General features: G+C 41.9%; 16 protein-coding genes. 5 read left to right on the top strand and 11 right to left on the bottom strand.

The window, feature by feature from the left end; genetic code table 11:
- Positions 1–207: 207 nt before the first annotated feature.
- From nrdA to yfaE, 3 genes are all read left to right on the top strand, one after another.
- Positions 208–2,493, top strand: a complete 2,286-nt coding sequence (gene nrdA / locus D0907_RS07740; RefSeq protein WP_036968599.1) for a class 1a ribonucleoside-diphosphate reductase subunit alpha — start codon at positions 208–210, stop codon at positions 2,491–2,493.
- Between the two features lie 69 nt (positions 2,494–2,562).
- The gene (gene nrdB / locus D0907_RS07735; protein ID WP_036968602.1) at positions 2,563–3,693 is read left to right on the top strand and encodes a class Ia ribonucleoside-diphosphate reductase subunit beta; all 1,131 of its coding nucleotides are present in this window, start codon (positions 2,563–2,565) and stop codon (positions 3,691–3,693) included.
- Positions 3,693–3,965 (top strand): class I ribonucleotide reductase maintenance protein YfaE, encoded by a 273-nt coding sequence (gene yfaE / locus D0907_RS07730; protein WP_036968605.1) that lies wholly within the window; start codon positions 3,693–3,695, stop codon positions 3,963–3,965. Before nrdB ends, yfaE begins: the two co-directional genes overlap by 1 nt.
- Here the strand turns inward: yfaE and D0907_RS07725 are convergent.
- Complete coding sequence (locus D0907_RS07725) at positions 3,962–4,489, bottom strand: YaeQ family protein (protein ID WP_065979888.1); 528 nt, start codon at positions 4,487–4,489, stop codon at positions 3,962–3,964. The genes yfaE and D0907_RS07725 overlap by 4 nt on opposite strands.
- A 154-nt stretch (positions 4,490–4,643) precedes the next feature.
- On the opposite strand from D0907_RS07725, the gene D0907_RS07720 reads away from it, so the two are divergent.
- Complete coding sequence (locus tag D0907_RS07720) at positions 4,644–7,049, top strand: TonB-dependent receptor (RefSeq protein WP_118844231.1); 2,406 nt, start codon at positions 4,644–4,646, stop codon at positions 7,047–7,049.
- Between the two features lie 83 nt (positions 7,050–7,132).
- Here the strand turns inward: D0907_RS07720 and glnS are convergent, their stop codons facing one another.
- On the bottom strand, positions 7,133–8,800 hold the full coding sequence (gene glnS, locus D0907_RS07715) for a glutamine--tRNA ligase (protein ID WP_036968612.1): 1,668 nt from the start codon (positions 8,798–8,800) through the stop codon (positions 7,133–7,135).
- 218 nt (positions 8,801–9,018) lie between these two features.
- On the opposite strand from glnS, the gene D0907_RS07710 reads away from it, so the two are divergent.
- On the top strand, positions 9,019–10,089 hold the full coding sequence (locus D0907_RS07710) for a DUF3083 family protein (RefSeq protein WP_118844230.1): 1,071 nt from the start codon (positions 9,019–9,021) through the stop codon (positions 10,087–10,089).
- A gap of 44 nt (positions 10,090–10,133) precedes the next feature.
- On the opposite strand, the gene argA is transcribed toward D0907_RS07710, so the two are convergent.
- The 9 genes from argA to sdhC all read right to left on the bottom strand — a co-directional run bounded on the left by argA (position 10,134) and on the right by sdhC (position 21,512).
- Positions 10,134–11,474: an amino-acid N-acetyltransferase gene (argA, locus tag D0907_RS07705; protein WP_118844229.1), complete on the bottom strand. Its 1,341-nt coding sequence runs from the start codon at positions 11,472–11,474 to the stop codon at positions 10,134–10,136.
- Between the two features lie 183 nt (positions 11,475–11,657).
- Entirely contained in the window at positions 11,658–12,530 is an 873-nt protein-coding gene (sucD, locus tag D0907_RS07700) for a succinate--CoA ligase subunit alpha (protein WP_036968616.1), read from the bottom strand.
- Positions 12,530–13,696 (bottom strand): ADP-forming succinate--CoA ligase subunit beta, encoded by a 1,167-nt coding sequence (gene sucC, locus D0907_RS07695; RefSeq protein ID WP_036968617.1) that lies wholly within the window; start codon positions 13,694–13,696, stop codon positions 12,530–12,532. Before sucC ends, sucD begins: the two co-directional genes overlap by 1 nt.
- A gap of 177 nt (positions 13,697–13,873) precedes the next feature.
- The gene (odhB, locus tag D0907_RS07690) at positions 13,874–15,388 is read right to left on the bottom strand and encodes a 2-oxoglutarate dehydrogenase complex dihydrolipoyllysine-residue succinyltransferase (RefSeq protein WP_036968619.1); all 1,515 of its coding nucleotides are present in this window, start codon (positions 15,386–15,388) and stop codon (positions 13,874–13,876) included.
- Between the two features lie 3 nt (positions 15,389–15,391).
- Positions 15,392–18,211 carry a 2-oxoglutarate dehydrogenase E1 component gene (locus D0907_RS07685; protein WP_065979886.1) on the bottom strand — a complete coding sequence of 940 codons (2,820 nt, stop codon included), beginning with the start codon at positions 18,209–18,211 and terminating at the stop codon, positions 15,392–15,394.
- An 85-nt stretch (positions 18,212–18,296) separates the two neighbouring features.
- On the bottom strand, positions 18,297–19,013 hold the full coding sequence (locus tag D0907_RS07680) for a succinate dehydrogenase iron-sulfur subunit (RefSeq protein WP_065979885.1): 717 nt from the start codon (positions 19,011–19,013) through the stop codon (positions 18,297–18,299).
- Positions 19,014–19,023: 10 nt separating this feature from the next.
- A complete protein-coding gene (sdhA, locus tag D0907_RS07675; protein WP_065979884.1) occupies positions 19,024–20,796 on the bottom strand; it encodes a succinate dehydrogenase flavoprotein subunit in 1,773 nt (590 codons plus the stop codon).
- Positions 20,797–21,144: a succinate dehydrogenase, hydrophobic membrane anchor protein gene (gene sdhD / locus D0907_RS07670; protein WP_036968629.1), complete on the bottom strand. Its 348-nt coding sequence runs from the start codon at positions 21,142–21,144 to the stop codon at positions 20,797–20,799. It lies immediately after the preceding gene.
- On the bottom strand, positions 21,135–21,512 hold the full coding sequence (sdhC, locus tag D0907_RS07665) for a succinate dehydrogenase, cytochrome b556 subunit (RefSeq protein WP_065979883.1): 378 nt from the start codon (positions 21,510–21,512) through the stop codon (positions 21,135–21,137). Before sdhC ends, sdhD begins: the two co-directional genes overlap by 10 nt.
- Positions 21,513–21,771 lie beyond the last annotated feature (259 nt).

Raw genomic sequence — 21,771 nt, 5'->3', positions numbered from 1 at the left:
TTTATCCAATAGTTATCCACAAAATGGGGCATTTCTATCCCTTGCAAATGATCGCAGACCACACTATCTTGTGATCTGCGTTTTAAAGAACACCAGATATTGTGGCTAAATGTTATTCAATTGACTCATGCTGGTGCTAATAATAATTATAATTAAGAATACCTTTGTCACTAAAAATATAATTTCCCAAGGAATACAGGCAAAACTATGAACCAACAGCTATCTGTAAGCAAACGTGACGGCCGTAAAGAGTCACTTGATCTAGATAAGATCCATCGCGTCATCGCTTGGGCCGCCGAAGGTCTAAATAATGTGTCTGTGTCACAAGTTGAATTGAAATCACATATTCAATTTTACGATGGCATTCGTACTGACGACATTCACGAAACTATCATTAAAGCAGCAGCCGATCAGATCTCTAAAGATACCCCTGATTATCAATACCTTGCTGCTCGTTTAGCTGTATTCCATTTACGTAAGAAAGCGTATGGTCAATTTGAGCCGCCGCGTTTATACGACCACATTACAAAACTGGTTGAAGACAAACGTTATGATCAACACTTACTCGTTGATTACACTGAGCAAGAAATTGACGAGTTAGATGCGTATATTGATCATAACCGTGATCTAAACTTCAGCTATGCCGCTGTAAAGCAGCTTGAAGGGAAATACCTAGTACAGAACCGTGTAACGGGTGAAATTTACGAAAGCGCGCAGTTTTTATATATCTTAGTGGCAGCGAGCTTATTCTCTGACTACCCTCGAGAAACACGCCTTGATTACATCAAGCGCTTTTATGACGCGGTTTCGACATTCAAAATTTCATTGCCGACTCCTATTATGGCTGGTGTGCGTACACCTACGCGTCAATTTAGTTCATGTGTACTGATTGAGTGTGGTGATAGCCTTGATTCAATTAATGCGACATCATCTGCGATTGTAAAATACGTATCACAACGTGCAGGTATTGGTATTAATGCGGGCCGTATTCGTGCTTTAGGTAGCCCAATCCGTAACGGTGAAGCATACCATACTGGGTGTATTCCATTTTATAAACACTTCCAAACGGCGGTTAAGAGCTGTTCTCAAGGCGGTGTCCGTGGTGGTGCAGCAACCCTATTCTACCCGCTGTGGCATTTAGAAGTTGAAAACTTATTAGTCCTTAAAAATAACCGTGGTGTTGATGACAACCGTGTTCGTCATCTAGATTACGGTGTACAGTTCAACAAATTAATGTACAGCCGTTTAATTAAAGACGACTACATTACTTTATTCAGCCCATCAGACGTACCGGGTCTTTACGATGCATTCTTCGAAGACCAAGCTAAATTTGATGAGCTATACGTAAAATACGAGCAAGATGAGTCGATTCGTAAAAAACGTATTAAAGCGATTGAGCTGTTCTCAATGTTCGCACAAGAGCGTGCTAGTACAGGTCGTATTTACTTACAAAACGTTGACCACTGTAATACTCATAGCCCGTTTATCTCAACGGTAGCACCGATCCGTCAGTCTAACTTATGTTTAGAAATTGCATTACCGACTAAGCCACTTAGTAACGTAATGGACGAAGAAGGCGAAATCGCACTGTGTACACTTTCTGCATTCAACTTAGGTGCAATTGAGTCACTTGATGAGTTAGAAGAGCTTGCTGAACTTGCAGTACGTGCGCTTGATAACTTACTTGATTTCCAAGACTACCCTGTCCCTGCAGCGAAAAACGCAACCATGGGTCGTCGCACGTTAGGTATTGGTGTCATCAACTACGCATACTACCTTGCTAAAAACGGTAAACGTTATTCTGACGGTAGTGCAAATGCATTAACGCACCAAACATTTGAAGCAATTCAATATTATTTAATGAAAGCATCAAATGAGCTTGCTAAAGAACGTGGTGCTTGCCCTAAATTTAATGAAACAACGTACTCGCAAGGTATTATGCCAACAGATACGTACAAGCGCGACCTTGACCAAATCTGTGATGAACCTCTTCACTTAGATTGGGATACACTGCGCGCAAACATTAAAGAACATGGTATGCGTAACTCAACATTGTCGGCATTAATGCCATCAGAGACTTCATCACAAATCTCTAATGCAACAAATGGTATTGAGCCACCGCGTGGACACATCAGTGTTAAAGCAAGTAAAGATGGTATCTTGAAACAAGTAGTACCAGAGTATGAGCGCCTAAAAGACAATTATGAGCTACTTTGGGATATCCCATCAAACGATGGTTATCTGCAATTAGTGGGCATTATGCAGAAGTTCGTTGACCAAACGATCTCTGCGAATACAAATTATGATCCATCTAAGTACGAAGGCGGTAAAGTACCTATGAAGGTGCTTTTAAAAGACCTCCTTTCAGCATATAAACTGGGTGTTAAAACGTTGTATTATCATAACACCCGTGATGGCGCTTCAGATGCTCAAGATGAGCTTACACCTGAGGTGGAAGATGATGGTTGTGCAGGCGGTGCTTGTAAAATCTAATTAAATTAATAACATACACAAGCGGGCTCCTTAGCCCGCTTTGTCCTGACTGTTTTTTGAGTATTCACTATGTCATATACAACTTTTAGCCGAAACCATAATAACCAATTACTAGAACCGATGTTTTTCGGCCAGACGGTAAACGTGTCACGTTACGACCAACAAAAGTACCCTATCTTCGAGAAGCTAATTGAAAAGCAATTATCTTTCTTCTGGCGTCCTGAAGAAGTTGACGTAAGTAAAGACCGTCTTGATTTTCAAGCTTTACCTGACCATGAAAAACACATTTTTTTAAGTAACTTAAAATACCAAACATTACTTGATAGTGTGCAAGGTCGTTCGCCTAACGTTGCCTTACTGCCAATTGTGTCAATTCCTGAACTTGAAACGTGGATTGAAACATGGGCATTTAGTGAAACAATTCACAGCCGTTCTTACACGCACATTATTCGTAACGTAACGCAGTCACCTGAGCTTATTTTTGATGATATCGTGAGTAACGAAAAAATCAGTGAACGTGCCGATGCGGTGACTAAGTATTACGATGAATTAATCAACATGATTTCGATTTACAACCTTTACGGTGAAGGTAAACATGTGATTAATGGTGAAGAAGTTAAAGTGAGCTTGTTCGACCTTAAAAAGTTGCTTTACCTTGCGATGATGTCGGTTAATATTCTGGAAGCAATTCGTTTTTATGTCAGCTTTGCATGTTCATTCGCGTTTGCTGAACGCGAGCTAATGGAAGGCAATGCAAAAATCATTAAATTAATTGCGCGTGATGAAGCTCTTCATTTATCAGGCACACAACACATCTTAAACATTATGCAAGACGGTAAAGACGATCCTGAAATGGCGATTGTTGCAGCGCAATGTAAAGATGAAGCAATTAAAATGTTTGTTGATGCCGCAGAGCAAGAAAAAGACTGGGCTGAATACCTGTTTAAAGATGGCTCAATGATTGGCTTAAATAAAGATATTTTATGCCAATACGTTGAATACATTACAAATGCACGTATGACTGCGGTAGGCTTACCTGCTCAGTTTGAAAGTAAGAGCAACCCGATTCCATGGATCAATTCGTGGTTAGTCTCTGATAACGTGCAAGTTGCACCGCAAGAAGCCGAGATAAGTTCTTACCTTGTTGGTCAAATCGATTCTCAAGTTGATGCATCAGACTTTGGTGATTTCGATCTGTAATGAGCACTAAACACACTGCACAGGTTATCCTTGCAGGAACAGACAGCCAGAGTATAGATTTTGACTCTGGCTGTTCATCTCTCCTTGAATGCCTTGAACAACATAAAATAGATGTACCCTATCAATGCCGCGAAGGATATTGCGGTGCTTGTCGTGCTCAGCTTGTAGAAGGCGACGTACGTTATAATCAAGAGCCCCTTGCCTTTGTGCGTCCAGGTGAAGTATTACTGTGTTGCAGTAAACCTAACGGTAAAATTACTATTGAACTTTAATGCCATACAAGATCACGTGTTTGGTAAAAATGGTGTTTATCTGCCACGCTAATCGTTTGCTGATCAATAGTAATATCCCACTGCAAATTTTTACTTAGATGAGTAACGAGTTGTTCAATAAACTGGCTATCGAAAGCGATAAGGTGACTGTTGCTGATCAACGCAAGCTGACGTTGATACTCATTTAACCAGTCACTTTCAAGCGTGGTGACAACCCACAGTTCATCAACTCGCTTAGCGATTTTAGTTAACATGGATATATCGGGCTGATCAACAGACAGCCACGTCTCATAATGCTCATCGAGCGCTTTTATTGACACATCTGGTTGATTATTTTTTAGCCGAGCATTGATAGTTGCCTGCTTATTATGCGAAAACAAACAATAGCTCAGCAATTTGAGCACAAAATGCTGATAACTTTCCCCTCTGTCACAGGCGGTGGTGAAGGTTTCCTGATGATTACAATGCTCACGTAAATCTGCGATGGTGAACTGCGCCTTAAATACTCTATTTTTATCAGACATAACCACGGGCCATACCGATTAAATAATCTAAGTATAGTGTATGAAATTTAAATCGCGACAGTTTATAAGTTATAGTATAACGTTATTGCCATTGAAAAATGGTGGTGTTATATTATATCACAACACTCAACAACCAACGTAAAAAGTAGTAACAATGAAGCAATTTTCAATTATTTCTAGTGCTGTTGCCGCTGCACTGTTTTCTCAATCAAGCATTGCTGCTGTTATCACAGGCCAAGTAGTAGATAAAAATCAACAACCCGTTGTTAATGCACAAGTCCATGTGCATGGTAAATCACAGGCTGTAATGACTGACGCGCAAGGTGAATTTAAAATTGATGTCGACAGCAAAGGTCAACTTCATGTAAGCAAAGATAATTTCATTGATAAGCGTGTTGATATTAATGGTGATGATCAATCTGTTGTTGTTACTTTGACGCCTACATCCGTAGAAACCGTTGTTGTGTATGCGTCAGCCTTACACAAAAACAGCTTAGAGATGATCTCACCGGTTAATGTGTTATCAGGTGACAATTTAAAGAATAAAGCGAAACCGACTCTAGGTGAAACTTTAAAAGGCTTACCGGGTGTTAATGCCAGTTATTTTGGTCCCGTTTCATCAAGCCCTATAATTCGTGGTTTAGATGGCCCGCGTGTTAAAATTACACAAAATGGTTTAGACAGTAGTGATGCATCTCGTATCGGACCCGATCATGCCACCTCAAATGACAGTTTAGCAGCAGAGCAAATTGAAGTGCTTCGTGGCCCAGCTACCCTACTTTATGGTTCAGGCGCAATTGGGGGTGTGGTAAACGTTGTTGATAACCGTATTCCTACCGATAACATCGAGACATTGACAGGTGCGGCTCAATACACACACGACACAGTATCAAATACGAATACCTATGCAGCTAAGTTAGAAACAGGTAACAACGGTTTCAACTTCCATTTTGATGGCACAAAACGCACGGGTGACGACTACAAAACTCCCACGTTTGAACTTCCAGAAGAGCATGAAGAACACGAAGGTGAAGAACACGCTGAGCACGAGACTGCTAACAGCGTAGAAAATACCTTTATAGACAGCCAAACCGTTAACTTTGGAACTAGCTACGTTGGTGAACATTTAACGTTAGGCGTGTCATATGGCCGTATTGAAACAGATTATGGTATTCCTGCCCATGAACATCATGGCCACGATCATGAAGAAGAAGCTGAACATGAAGAAGCAGGACATGGCGAAGAAATCCATGAAGAATCTGTTTTTGCTCAGTTAGAGCAAGACCGTTGGCAAGGCTACATGAGTTACGCTCTTCATAATAACTGGATTGAAAACATCTCGTTGCGCGTAGGTTATACAGATTATAAACATGCTGAAATTGAAGACGGTGAAGTTGGAACGGTGTTCAGTAACAAAACAACTGAAGCGCGTGCGACAGTCGAGCATAAACTTGGTCTTTGGCACGGTATGGCTGGTTACCACTATACAGAGTCTGACTATGATGCCGATGGCGAAGAAGCGTTCACACCGGCTAGTGTAACAAAATCAAACGCGCTATTTTTACTTGAGGAAAAACAATTTGGTGATGTCACTGTTGAACTAGGTGCGCGCATCGAAGATTACCAAATCGATTCTGCTGTCACATTGGCTGAACATCATCATGATCATGCAGAAGAAGCGCATGATGAAGAGGAAGAAGCTGAAACAATTAACTACAGTGCCGATTTCACTAACTTAAGCTTATCTGCGGGTGCTATTTGGCAATATCAAGAAGGCCAAAGCGTTGCGCTTAGCGTGTCTCACTCGGAACGTGCGCCATTAAGTGCAGAACTACTCTCGAATGGTGTTCACATTGCAACAGGTACTTATGAATTAGGCTTAGGTTATCATATTGAAGAAGGTGAAATTCACTTTGAACCTGAAGACATCAAACAAGAGACTGCAACAAACTTTGATTTAAGTTTCCGTCGTTTCATTGGTGACTTTGGTTATACAATCAACTTTTTCTATAACGACATTGAAAACTTCTATTACCAACAAAATACGGGCTATTTCTTTGATGAAGAACATGGCTTAGAAATGGCAGAAGAAGTACACGATGATGCCATGGCGGTTTACCAATTTACCAGTAAAGATGCCAAATTGTATGGGTTAGAATTTGATGTGCACTATCAAGTTTCACCTAGCACCTTAGTGAAAGTGTTTGGTGATTCGACGACAGCTAAATTAAAAGATGACAATAACTACTTACCACGAATCCCAGCGAATAAATTGGGTTCAGAGTTACAGTATACCGTCTCTGATTGGCAGTTTAGCCTAACAGGTACACATTACTTTGAGCAGTCAGACATCACTGCCTACGAGACAAAAACAGAAGGGTACACTTTGTTTGATGCGTCAGCGAATTATCAACTTGACTTAGGCCCAGTAGATACACAGCTTTATATCAACGTTGATAACATAACAGACGAACTTGGCTTTGTTCACAGCTCGTTTATTAAAGAAAAAGCGCCACTACCGGGCAGAAACTTCAGCCTAGGTATCCGCGGTTACTTCTAAAAAGTAACGAATATAAAAAAACCCTTTCACTTTAATAAGTGAAAGGGTTTTTTATTATCTTTTAAAAAAGTTAAACGCGCTGTTTAACCTTTTTGTTCGATTTTAGCCCATGAATCACGAAGACCCACCGTTTGGTTGAACACAAGTGTCTGTGCTTTATTATCGCGACAGAAATACCCTGTACGTTCAAACTGGAAGCCCTGCTCTGCTTGTGCATTTGCAAGTGAAGGTTCTAACTTCGCATTTGATAACACCACAAGCGACTCTGGATTAAGCGTTGCATTAAAGTCTTCAGCAGCTGCTGGGTTAGGTACGTTGAATAGACGATCGTATAAACGTACTTCTGCAGTAATAGACTCGCTAGCAGATACCCAATGGATTACCCCTTTCACCTTGCGACCATCACTTGGGTTTTTACCCAGCGTTTCATCATCGTAAGAACAGAAGATCGTGGTGATTTCACCATTAGCGTCTTTTTCAATGCGTTCAGCTTTTATCACATAAGCACCGCGTAAACGCACTTCTTTACCCAGCACTAAACGCTTAAACTTATTGTTTGCTTCTTCACGGAAATCTTCGCGTTCAATATAAAGCTCGCGAGTAAATGGCACATCACGGCGTCCCATTTCTTCTATGTTCGGGTGATTAGCGACTGATAACGTTTCTACTTTATCTGCATCATAGTTCTCTAGAACCACTTTAACAGGGTCAAGCACAGCCATAGCACGTGGTGCATGTTCATTTAAATCTTCACGAATACACGCTTCCAACATGCCCATTTCAACCATGTTTTCTTGCTTAGTAATACCAATGCGTGAACAGAACTCACGTACTGAAGCTGGTGTATAACCACGACGACGTAAACCAGCAATCGTTGGCATACGTGGGTCATCCCAGCCTTCAACATGGCCATTAACCACTAAGTCATTTAATTTACGCTTAGACATAATGGTGTATTCAAGATTTAAACGTGAAAATTCGATTTGCTGTGGATGGCATTCTAGGCTGATGTTATCAAGCACCCAGTCATAGAGACGTCGGTTATCTTGGAATTCAAGCGTACATAAAGAATGTGTAATACCTTCAAGCGCATCCGAAATACAATGTGTAAAGTCATACATTGGGTAAATGCACCACTTATCACCTGTTTGGTGATGGTGAGCAAAACGTACACGGTACAAAATAGGATCGCGTAATACAATAAACGAGCTTGCCATATCAATTTTAGCACGCAGTACACACTCGCCTTCTTTAAACTCACCGTTACGCATTTTTTCGAATAAGGCCAAGTTCTCTTCAACAGGTGTATCACGATAAGGGCTATTTTTTCCTGGCTCTTTTAGCGTACCACGGTACTCACGTGCTTGGTCTGCTGACAAGAAACACACATACGCAAGCCCTTTTTCGATAAGTTCAACGGCATAGCCATAAAGTGCATCAAAGTAGTTTGATGAATATTTAATTTCACCATCCCATTGAAAACCGAGCCACTGCACATCTTCTTTAATAGAGTTTACGTAGTTGATATCTTCTTTTTCTGGGTTTGTATCATCAAAACGTAAGTTGCAAAGGCCATTGTAATCCTGGGCAATACCAAAATTTAAGCATATAGACTTTGCATGACCAATGTGTAAAAAACCATTTGGTTCTGGTGGAAAACGTGTATGCGTAGTCGCGTGTTTACCGCTTGCGAGATCTTCGTCGATACGCGTTCTTATAAAGTTACTTGGGCGATTCTCAATTTCCGCCATAGGAGCATAATCCTCTGAATATTGCATGGTGACAAAACTACTGCATTATTACAAAAAGAAGCGCTAACATACAGTAGTTGATGTGTGTTTATCGAAGATAATAATGCGATTGTTAAAACCCTACGGTCAAATCGGTAAAAAAGTTGTTCTAACGCAATAAAATGATCATTGACTGACGATATAGTGCCGATAGTTTCACTATTTAATAAGGAAAAGAGATGGCTTCACTCAATCAACACCGAGTCTATATTCCTAGCTCTGCACGTGCAAACCAGTATGTGTTAGTTGAATTTAAACCCAATGATGAGTTTTTTGCCCAGTTTACGAACATTAGTTGCGGTTACAAGCGTCTTGCAAGGGAATTATTTGCGCTGTGCGATGAGTATGAACTTCATAACGTACATCTCATTGCGAATGATAAACTACCTGTCGTACGCTACCATGATGAGGCGTACAGTTTAGAAACAACAAAACAAATATTATTTTTCTATAATCCGCAATACCACGAAGCACACAATGTATTTGCTAATGGCGAAGAAAGATGCAAAAAAATTCGCTTATTATTCTTAGCAACCGGTGACGATATTCGTGCAAATGCGGCACAGTTCCACCATAAAGTGCAACGGGTAATCAATACATTACAAGACAAGCTTTTAAGCAACCAACCCCCGCTTAAGATTCGAGATCATCAACACTTAACCTATGACTTATTTGCCAAAGCCAAAGGCCACAAAGAAAGCTATGGCTATAAGTTACGAAGTTTATATCCGCGTTATCAATCGCGCCAATGCCATTTGCCAAGCGATCACAGCGAAATGACCTATGCAGGCTTTTCAATTCCTGTCACACGCGCAATTAAGACACAATTTCAGCATATGCTAAATGAAGAAAACTATAGTCAGTTTTATCAGTATATTTTTGATGCGTTTAAACGTGCCTGTGATAAGCGTCAACTTAACTTAGCTGCCTTTATCGCAAATGGAACACGCCCGATTGTGCGTAATAGTAATATTGACAATGCACAGAGCAATAGCGAGTTACAAAAACTGACTTTCGACTGCACCAGCGAGCAAGTACAAATACAACAATTTTGGAATGCGGATACGTTGGTCGATGTGCTGCACTTTGTTATTGCAGCAGCAGAAAAAGATAAGCACGATATCGGTTACGGCCGATTTATGAACCAAGTACAAAGTGCCATTAATGAGGTGACAGACGAACTTGCGTTTAATCCAACACGCCAAGACTTACGCGTGCGCTTTTATCAGCATATTAACTATCAATATTAAACAGGTTTTACGCGGGTGACAGCGATGTGTCACCCACCTTTACCTTAACGATTTTTTGGTAATTTAGATAAGTCTAAACGTAATACCTTTGAGCGTCGCTGGTAGTTATACAACGACTTTTTCTTTGCGGGCAGTTCATCGACCGTCACCAATTCAAAACCTTGTTCAATAAACCAATGAATACTGCGCGTTGTTAACGCAAATAAACCATGATAACCACACCGTTTGGCTTTATTAATTATAAAACGTAATAAATTACTGCCTCGATCTGCATCACGATATTGAGGGTGAACAGCAAGACTTGCAAATTCACCAACCTGCTCTTCATCAAATGGGTAAAGGGCAGCGCACGCGATAATAAGTCCATCACGCTCAATCACTGTGAATTGCTCAATTTGTATCTCTAATTGCTCTCTTGAGCGACGCACTAAATAGCCCTGCTCTTCAAGTGGTCTAATTAAGTTTAAGATACCGGTTATATCACTGATCGTTGCACTACGAAGTTGTTCAGAACTTTGTGGCGCAATCTGGGTCCCAATACCATCCAAAGAGAAGAGCTCTTGCAATAAGGCACCATCTTCTTTGTAGCTAACAAGGTGACACCGATGCACCCCACCCCGACATGCATCAATAGCAGCTTGCAAAAAGACAGGGGCGCTCAAACATGAAGGTGTATGAGTGCGATAGTGCTCTAACACTCGCTCGGCTTCGTTTGGCATTAATTCTGCTATCGCTTCGCCATTTTCATCTAAAATACCTGCATCTTGGCTAAACCCTAGCATTTTATCTGCTCTGAGCTTTAAAGCAACCTGAGTCGCAATTTCTTCTGCGGTTAAATTAAAGCTCTCACCCGTCACTGAGGCAGCAATCGGACCTAGGAGCACAATACTATTGTTATTGAGTTGGTGGCGTATTCCCTCAACATCAATTCGCCTAACACGCCCCGAGTGGTGGTAATCAACCCCTTCATCAACGCCTAAAGGCTGCGCTATAACAAAATTACCACTGACTACATTTAAAAATGAGCCCGACATGGGGGTGCTACTTAATGACGTGGATAAACGCGCGGTGATGTCAAATTGCATTGCTCCGGCCACTTTTTTAATCACTTCAAAAGTGGTGTTATCGGTAACACGGATCTCGTTATGAAAATGACTAGTTATGCCAACCTCATTCAAAGCGGCATTAAATTGTGGCCGTGCGCCAAACACCAAAACAATCTTAATACCTAAGCTTGTTAATAGAGCAACATCATTAATAATACTTCGACAGCCTGGCTGGTCTATCGCCTCACCACCCAGCATTACAACGAAAGTCTTGCCTCTATGGGCATTTACATAAGGAGTCGACTGACGAAATCCGTCTACTAATTCTGTAGTACGCACGTGCTAATTACCTTTTAAATTCAAGCGTTTTTTATTAAAACGGAAACAGAGGAATTAGTGTAAGGAATTTTTATTCATAAATAAAGAATTTTTATTCTTTATTTATGAATAAAAATTGACAGTGAATTTAGCAATAAAAAAGGCCCGCATAAGCGAGCCTCTTTTTAAGAGATTAAAGACCGATTACCAGCCTGTTTTCTCTTTAAGTGCAGCACCGATGTCAGCTAGTGAACGTACTGTTTTAACGCCAGCAGCTTCTAATGCAGCAAATTTCTCATCAGCAGTACCTTTACCGCCTGCGATGATTGCACCCGCGTGACCCATACGCTTACCTGGAGGCGCAGTTACACCCGCAATGTAAGAAACAACAGGCTTAGTTACGTTGTGCTTGATGTATTCAGCAGCTTCTTCTTCTGCTGTACCACCGATTTCGCCGATCATAACGATTGCTTCAGTTTGCTCGTCTTTTTCGAACATTTCTAAAACGTCGATGAAATTAGTGCCAGGGATTGGGTCGCCACCGATACCAACACATGTTGATTGGCCGAAACCAGCATCAGTAGTTTGCTTAACCGCTTCGTAAGTAAGTGTACCAGAACGTGATACGATACCTACTTTACCAGGCTTGTGGATGTGACCAGGCATGATACCGATCTTAGTTTCACCCGGAGTGATAACACCTGGGCAGTTAGGACCGATCATGCGAACACCAGTTTGCTCAAGCTTAACTTTAACGTCAACCATGTCTAGTGTTGGGATACCTTCAGTGATACAAACGATAAGCTCGATGCCAGCATCGATAGCTTCTAAGATTGCATCTTTACAGAAAGGTGCTGGTACGTAGATTACTGATGCAGTTGCGCCAGTTGCTTCTACAGCGTCACGTACTGTGTTGAATACTGGAAGACCAAGGTGCGTTTGACCGCCTTTACCTGGGCTAACACCACCAACCATTTGTGTACCATACTCAAGCGCTTGCTCAGAGTGGAAAGTACCTTGGCCACCAGTGAAACCTTGACAGATAACTTTTGTATCTTTATTGATTAATACAGACATTATTTGCCCTCCGCAGCAGCAACAACTTTTTCAGCTGCGTCTGTTAGTGATTCAGCAGCGATGATGTTAAGGTCAGAATTAGCAAGTACTTCACGACCTAGTTCAGCGTTAGTACCTTCTAAACGTACTACTACTGGTACGTTTACGCCTACTTCTTTAACTGCACCAATGATACCTTCTGCGATCATGTCACAACGAACGATACCACCGAAGATGTTAACTAAAACAGCTTTTACGTTGTCGTCTGAAAGGATGATCTTGAATGCTTCAGATACACGCTCTTTCGTCGCGCCGCCACCAACATCTAGGAAGTTAGCTGGCTTGCCACCGTGTAGGTTTACGATGTCCATCGTACCCATTGCTAGGCCTGCACCGTTAACCATACAACCCACGTTACCGTCTAGTGCAACGTAGTTAAGCTCGAAGCTTGCAGCGTGAGCTTCACGTGCATCTTCTTGAGATGGATCGTGCATTTCACGGATTTTAGGTTGACGGTAAAGCGCGTTACCATCTACACCGATTTTGCCATCTAGACAGTGAAGGTTGCCTTCGTCTGTGATAACAAGCGGGTTGATTTCTAATAATGCGAAATCGAAATCGTTGAACATGTTCGCAAGACCCATGAAGATCTTAACAAACTGTTTCATTTGCGTTGGGTTTAAACCTAGTTTGAAGCCTAATTCACGAGCTTGATACGCTTGAGGACCTACAAGTGGATCGATTTCAGCTTTGTGGATTAGCTCTGGCGTTTCTTCAGCAACAGTCTCGATTTCAACACCACCTTCAGTAGATGCCATGAAAACAACTTTACGAGAAGCACGATCTACTACAGCGCCTAGGTATAATTCGTTAGCGATGTCAGTGCAGCTCTCAACAAGGATCTTAGCTACTGGCTGACCATTTTCGTCTGTTTGGTAAGTAACTAAGTTTTTACCTAACCAGTTCGCAGCGAACTCTTTAACTTCGTCGATTGTTTTAACTAGCTTAACACCGCCAGCTTTACCACGGCCACCTGCGTGAACCTGTGTTTTAACAACCCACATATCACCGCCAATTTTCTCAGCAGCTGCTGCAGCTTCTTCAGGTGTATCGCAAGCGTAACCGTGAGAAACTGGTAAACCATATTCGGCAAAAAGTTGTTTTGCCTGATACTCATGCAAATTCATGATGCTTTATCCAATTTTTTATACTAAAAGAGCTGAATATTTATGCAAATAAACAGCTATCCCAAATTGCGCACCTAGTATAAATCCCAAGGCTCAACATGAAAACCCCAGTTAGACCAAAGGCGCAAAAAAAAAAGCTGTGAACGCAGTCCACAGCTTACATTTTATACAACTAGATTAAACATCTAGTAATAAACGTGTTGGATCTTCAAGTAACTCTTTAATTGTCACTAAGAAACCAACAGATTCTTTACCATCAATTTGACGGTGATCGTACGATAACGCTAAATACATCATTGGTAAGATTTCAACTTTACCATTTACAGCCATTGGACGATCTTGGATTTTGTGCATACCTAAGATTGATGACTGAGGTAAGTTGATAATCGGTGTAGAAAGTAACGAACCGAATACACCACCATTAGTGATAGTGAAGTTACCACCTGTCATATCATCAAGTGTTAATTTGCCGTCACGACCTTTAAGCGCTAATTCACGGATACCTTTTTCAATTTCTGCAACTGATAACTTGTCACAATCTTTAAGTACTGGTGTAACTAGACCACGTGGTGTTGATACCGCGATGCTGATATCGAAGTAGTTGTGATAAACAATATCATCACCATCGATTGATGCATTCACTTCAGGGAAACGTTTAAGCGCTTCTGTTACTGCTTTCACATAGAAAGACATGAAACCTAAACGAATACCATGACGTTTTTCGAATACTTCTTGATACTGCTTACGAAGGTCCATGATAGGTTTCATGTTTACTTCGTTGAATGTTGTTAACATTGCAGTTGAGTTTTTCGCTTCAAGAAGGCGATTTGCAATAGTCTTACGTAAACGCGTCATTGGAACACGTTTTTGAGTACGGTCACCCATAGGTGCAGCAGGTGCTGCCGCTTCTGCTTTAGGTGCAGCCGCAGGCGCTTTTAAGAATGTATCAACGTCTTCTTTCGTTACGCGACCATTTTTACCCGTGCCCTTGATTTTTGATGCATCAAGGCCCTTTTCAGCGATTAGACGACGCACTGACGGTGTTAATACGTCTGAGCTATCGCTTGAATCGCTTGCTGGTGCCGCTTCTTCTTTTTTCGATTCTGCTTTAGCAGGTGCTGCACCCGCTTTAACAGTACCAATCACTTGTTCGCCAAGCACTGTTTCGCCTTCTGCGTGGATGTGCTCGCCCATGATACCGTCTTCTTGAGCAACAACTTCAAGAACAACTTTATCAGTTTCGATGTCAACTAGGTTTTGGTCGCGCGTTACCGCTTCACCTGGTTGAACATGCCAAGTAGCTATTGTCGCGTCTGCGACTGATTCTGGAAGTACAGGTACTTTAATGTCCACTTCTTTACCTTCTGATGCTGGTGCTGATTGCGCCGCTGGCGCGTCTTCTGATTTTGCTGGTGCTGATTCTTTAGCAGAATCGTCACTTGCTGGTGCAGCATCTGCATCACCAAGTAAACCAATTACTTGTTCACCAAGTACGGTTGCACCTTCTTCTTGTGAAATTTCAGTAATGACACCGTCGTTTGGTGCAACTACTTCTAAAACAACTTTATCTGTTTCAATATCAACTAAGTTTTGGTCACGGCTTACTTTGTCGCCAACACTTACGTGCCATGTTGCTACGGTAGCATCAGCAACCGACTCAGGAAGTACAGGAACTTTAATTTCTGTGCTCATTGCTTATCCTTTATTTTCAATAGTAAGCGCATCTGCAACGAGCGCTTGTTGTTCTTTAGTATGCACTGACATGTAACCACATGCTGGCGATGCTGATGCTTTACGGCCAGCATATTTTAATTTAGCGCCTTGTGGAATTGCATCGACAAAGTGGTGTTGAGAACAATACCAAGCACCTTGGTTTTGTGGCTCTTCTTGACACCAAACGAAGTCTTTAACGTGTTGATAACGCTGCATGATTGCATCCATCTCATCGTGTGGGAATGGATAAAGTTGTTCAACACGAACAATTGCAACATTATTAAGCTCTTGCTTACGACGCTCTTGAAGTAGTTCGTAGTAAACTTTACCGCTACAGAAAACAACGCGTTCAACTTTCTCTGCTGGGATGTCATCAATCTCGTCAATCATATTATAGAACACACCTTCAGATAACTCTTCCAGTGTTGATGTTGCTAATGGGTGACGTAATAATGACTTCGGTGTCATAACAATCAAAGGACGACGCAGTGGACGAACTGATTGACGACGTAGCATTGCGTAAACTTGCGCAGGTGTTGATGGCACACACACTTGCATGTTGTGATCAGCACACAGTTGTAAGAAACGCTCTAAACGGGCTGAACTATGCTCAGGACCTTGACCTTCATAGCCATGCGGTAACAAACACGTTAGACCACATAAACGGCCCCACTTTTGCTCGCCTGAACTTAAGAACTGGTCAAATACAACTTGAGCGCCGTTCGCAAAGTCACCAAATTGGGCTTCCCACATGACTAATGATGTAGGTTCTGCAGTCGCATAACCATATTCAAACGCAAGCACCGCTTCTTCAGATAACACTGAATCGTATACTTCAAATGCACCTTGCTTTTCGCTGATATTTTGCAACGGTAAGTAAGTTGACGCATCTTGTTGATTATGAACAACAGCATGACGATGGAAGAATGTACCACGGCCTGAGTCTTGACCCGTTAAACGGATATCAGTACCTGCATCAACAAGTGTGGCATAAGCCAGTGTTTCTGCCATACCCCAATCAAGTGCTTTTTCACCTGATGCCATTAGTTTACGGTCGTCGTAGATTTTCTTAACACGAGACTGTGCTTTATGACCTTCTGGGTAACTTGCGACTTTCTCGCCAAGTTCTTTAAGTTTCTCTACCGACACTTTAGCGTCGTATTCTACATCCCAATCGTGACCAACGAACTTAGCCCAATCAGATGAATGAGATGTTTCAGGTTGAATTTCTTCAACAACGCACGAGCCACGGTCTAAGCCATTACGGTAATCATCTGCGAGTACTTTAATTTCGTCTTCAGTGAATGAACCTTCAGCCACAAGCTGATCAGCATAGATTAAACGAGGAACAGGGTGTTTTTTGATTTTTTGGTACATAAGTGGTTGAGTCGCATTAGGCTCGTCCGCTTCGTTATGACCATGACGGCGATAACAGACCAAATCAATAACAACATCACGTTTAAACTGATTTCTGAAATCAAGCGCAATTTGTGTTACGAATGCAACGGCTTCTGGATCATCAGAGTTAACGTGGAAAATAGGTGCCTGAACCATCTTCGCAATATCTGTACAGTATGGTGTAGAACGCACATCAGCCTGTTTAGACGTTGTAAAACCAACTTGGTTGTTAACAACAATACGGATACTACCACCACAACTAAATGCATTAGTTTGTGATAGGTTAAATGTTTCTTGTACAACACCTTGACCTGCAATCGCAGAGTCACCATGAATTGTAATAGGCAGTGCTTTAATACCTGACTTATCACCTAAGCGGTCAAGACGCGCACGAACCGAACCCATCACTACCGGGTTTACGATTTCTAGGTGAGACGGGTTAAATGCAAGTGCCATGTGCACATTGCCACCCTTAGTCGCAAAGTCAGATGAATAACCCATGTGATATTTAACGTCACCTGAGCTTAATGTATCTTTATGTTTACCAGCGAACTCATCAAATAAATCTGATGGGTTTTTACCTAAAACGTTCACTAGTACGTTCAGACGACCGCGGTGAGCCATACCAATAACAGCTTCTTTTTGTCCGCTTTCACCTGCACGATGAATCAGTTCTTTAAGCATTGGTACTAACGCATCACCACCTTCAAGTGAGAAACGTTTTGCACCAGGGAACTTAGCCCCTAAATATTTTTCAAGACCATCCGCTGCTGTTAACCCTTTAAGGATGCGCAGCTTTTCTTCTTTAGAAAAAGTTGGGCGTGATTGCACTGATTCCAAACGCTGTTGTAACCAACGCTTTTCTTCAGTCGATGTGATATGCATATACTCAGCACCAACAGAACCACAGTACGTGGTTTTAAGTGCTTGATATAACTCACCTAAAGGCATGGTTTCGCGACCGACTGCAAACGAACCCACATTGAATTCACGGTCAAAATCAGCTTCAGATAAATCGTGGTACTCTAATTCAAGATCGCGAACACGTTCGCGTTGCCAGATACCTAATGGATCTAGGTTGGCATTTTGGTGACCACGGAAACGGAAAGCATTTATAAGTTGTAGCACTTTGACCTGTTTAGGATCACCAGAGCCACCCTCTGCTACCACCACTTCTCTATGCTTGTTTTTAGCAAGCTCCGCAAATTGTGCACGAACTTCAGAATGTTTTACGTCAACATCCACACCATCAACTTTTGGTAATTGTTCGAACACTTCTCGCCATTCTTCTGGCACAGAAGTCGCATCATCTAAGTACGCTTCATAAAGCTCTTCTACGTAAGCAACGTTACCGCCGTTTAAGTGAGAAGATTCTAGCCATGCCTTCATCACACCTTCGTGCATTTATAAGCCCTTTTCTTTAGCGCAGAAATTAATTGTTGTAAAAACAAGGTGGTTAATAAATTAACCACCTTACATATTCAATATTTTAAACCGAACGATTTAAAAGCATTGACTTGATTTGTCCAATTGCTTTGGTCGGATTAAGACCTTTTGGACACACGCTAACACAGTTCATGATACTGTGACAACGGAACACGCTGAACGCATCGTCAAGGTCAGCAAGACGCTCTTCTGTCGCTGTATCGCGGCTATCAGCCAAGAAACGATATGCGTGAAGAAGGCCTGCTGGACCGATGAACTTGTCTGGATTCCACCAGAACGAAGGACACGATGTTGAACAACATGCACATAAAATACACTCATATAAACCATCAAGCTTATCGCGTTCTTCGATTGACTGAAGACGCTCACCCGCCGCTGGCGTGTCGTTGATAAGATAAGGTTTTACTTTTTCGTATTGAGTGTAGAACTGACTCATGTCAATAACAAGGTCACGTACCACAGGTAAACCAGGTAATGGACGAATTACGATTTTACCTTTGCCACCTTTAAGTAGCGTTGATAAAGGCGTGATACATGCCAAACCATTTTTACCATTCATGTTGATACCGTCTGAACCACACACACCTTCACGGCATGAACGACGGAATGATAACGTTGGATCTTGCTCTTTTAATTTCATAAGCGCATCCAACACCATCATATCTTGACCTTCTTGCGTTTCTAGCGAGAAGTCTTGCATACGTGGTGCGTTATCAATATCTGGATTGTAACGATAAACGGAAAATTGTACTTGTGCCATCGTCTCGCTCCTAGTATGTACGTGCTTTAGGTGGGAAAGCTTCACGCAGTTTCGGCGCGTAGTTTACTTCACGTTTGCTCATTTCATCCGTTACAGGATTGAAAATTGAGTGACATAGCCAGTTTTCGTCATCACGATCTGGGTAGTCGAAACGAGAGTGAGCACCACGGCTTTCTGTACGGAAGTTTGCAGCTACTGCAGTTGAGTAAGCTGTTTCCATCAAGTTATCAAGCTCTAAACATTCAATACGTGCTGTGTTGAATTCAGTTGATTTGTCATCAAGACGCGCATACTGAAGACGTTCACGGATTTCTTTAAGCTCTTTAAGACCTGTTGCCATTGCTTCACCTTCACGGAATACCGAGAAGTTAAGTTGCATACACATTTGCAGGTCTTTCTTGATTTGAACAGGGTCTTCACCTTGGCCAACTTTAGAGCTTTCCCAACGATTAAAGCGTGCAAGCGATGCTTCAAGGTCTGAATCAGACGCATCTTTACCCGCTTCAACACCGTTTAGGTATTTGCCTAAGAAGTTACCAGCAGCTCGGCCGAATACAACTAAGTCAAGTAGTGAGTTACCGCCAAGACGGTTAGCGCCGTGTACAGATACACACGCAATTTCACCAACAGCGAATAAGCCTTCAACAACTTTTTCTTGGCCATTTGCATCAATTTGTAATGCTTGACCATTTACGTTAGTTGGTACACCACCCATCATATAGTGACATGTTGGGATAACTGGAATTGGCTCTTTAGCAGGGTCAACGTGTGCGAATGTTTTCGCAAGGTCACAAACACCTGGAAGACGAAGGTTTAGAGTTTCTTCACCTAAGTGGTCAAGCTTAAGCTTGATATGTGGACCATAAGGACCATCGCAACCACGGCCTTCACGAATTTCTGTCATCATTGAACGAGCAACAACGTCACGCGATGCTAAGTCTTTCGCATTAGGTGCATAACGCTCCATGAAACGTTCGCCGTCTTTGTTTAGAAGGTAACCACCTTCACCACGACAACCTTCCGTCACAAGTACACCCGCACCAGCAATACCGGTTGGGTGGAACTGCCACATTTCCATATCTTGCATTGCAACACCCGCGCGTGTTGCCATACCAACGCCGTCACCTGTATTGATGTGCGCGTTAGTTGTTGATGCAAAGATACGACCTGCGCCACCTGTTGCTAAAACAACCGCTTTAGATTTGAAATAAACAACTTCACCTGACTCGATGTCGATTGCTGTACAACCAACAACGTGACCGTCGCTGTTTTTAACAAGGTCTAATGCATACCACTCAGAGAATACATTTGTTTTGTTTTTAACGTTTTGTTGGTAAAGACAATGCAATAATGCGTGACCAGTACGGTCAGCTGCGGCTGCAGTACGTGCAGCTTGTTCACCACCAAAGTTTTTCGACTGACCGCCGAAAGGACGTTGATAAACACGGCCATTTTCAAAACGAGAAAATGGTAAGCCCATGTTTTCTAATTCAGTAATAGCTTCTGGGCCTGTTTTACACATATATTCGATAGCGTCTTGGTCACCGATGAAATCGGAACCTTTAACCGTATCGTACATGTGCCATTCCCAGTTATCTTCATGTGAGTTACCCAGAGCTACCGTAATACCACCCTGTGCAGACACAGTGTGAGAACGTGTAGGGAAAACTTTTGAGATAAGTGCACAGGTTTTGCCTGACTCAGTGATTGCAAGTGCTGCGCGCATACCTGCACCACCGGCACCAATCACTACAGCGTCAAATTCACGAACAGAATAATTCACTTAAACACCCCATAAAACGATTAGACCTATTGCTACGTAAGCAACGGCCATAAGGTTTAATACAAAGCCTAAAACAGCACGTAATTTAGCGCATTTAACATAGTCAGTTAATACTTGCCAAAGGCCAATACGGGTGTGAACCATGATGCAAACAAGGGTAATTAGTGTAAACCCTTTCATTGCTAGGTTTGAAAATAGGCCTTGCCAGGCTTCAAAAGTGACTTCGGGTGTACATAAAAAATAGCCAACAATAAAAATCGCGTAAGCGCTGATAATTAAAGCGGTTGTACGAAGTGATACGTAATCTTGTACACCATCACGTTTAAGAGTTGCTTGATTTAAAACCATATCCACACTCCTGCTAGAATTGCAGCAACAACGCCTAAAGCCATTGCAACTTTAGCGCTGAAGTTACCTGATTCAAGTTCTTCCCAGTGACCCATATCCATAATGATATGACGGATACCACCAATTAGGTGATACGCCAATACAGAAATGGTACCCCACGCTATGAATTTGGCAATGAATCCGCTGAACAGACCCTTGACGAATTCAAAACCTTCAGGAGAAGAAAGAGACTCAGACCACGCCCAAATGACAAACGTTAAAGCAAAAAATAATGCAACACCGGTGACGCGGTGAAGAATTGATGCTTTAGCCGTAGCCGGCATAGATATAGTTGTTAGATCTAGATTTACAGGTCTTTGCTTTTTCACAGTTACTTGCCCATCTTGCCCACTTAGGGGCTCATCTACTTGTTTTTCTAAAACCCATCAAAATGAATTTCGATGGAACTATCTAAGTAAACCGTGTTAATACACAAAAAGTTCACACTGGTGCAAAACTCAAATGTAAAAATAAAGTTTACCTACAGACAATACGGTATAAAACCTTGGATAGTATATATAGCCAATGGTCTTTTTACAATTCTTGTTTAGTAAGAGACGTTTGCGAATTAGCCAATGGTATAATATT

It is taken from the genome of Pseudoalteromonas lipolytica, from assembly GCF_003515105.1.
Classification (GTDB): Bacteria; Pseudomonadota; Gammaproteobacteria; order Enterobacterales; family Alteromonadaceae; genus Pseudoalteromonas; species Pseudoalteromonas lipolytica.
This window is presented reverse-complemented; position numbering and strand designations above follow the sequence as displayed.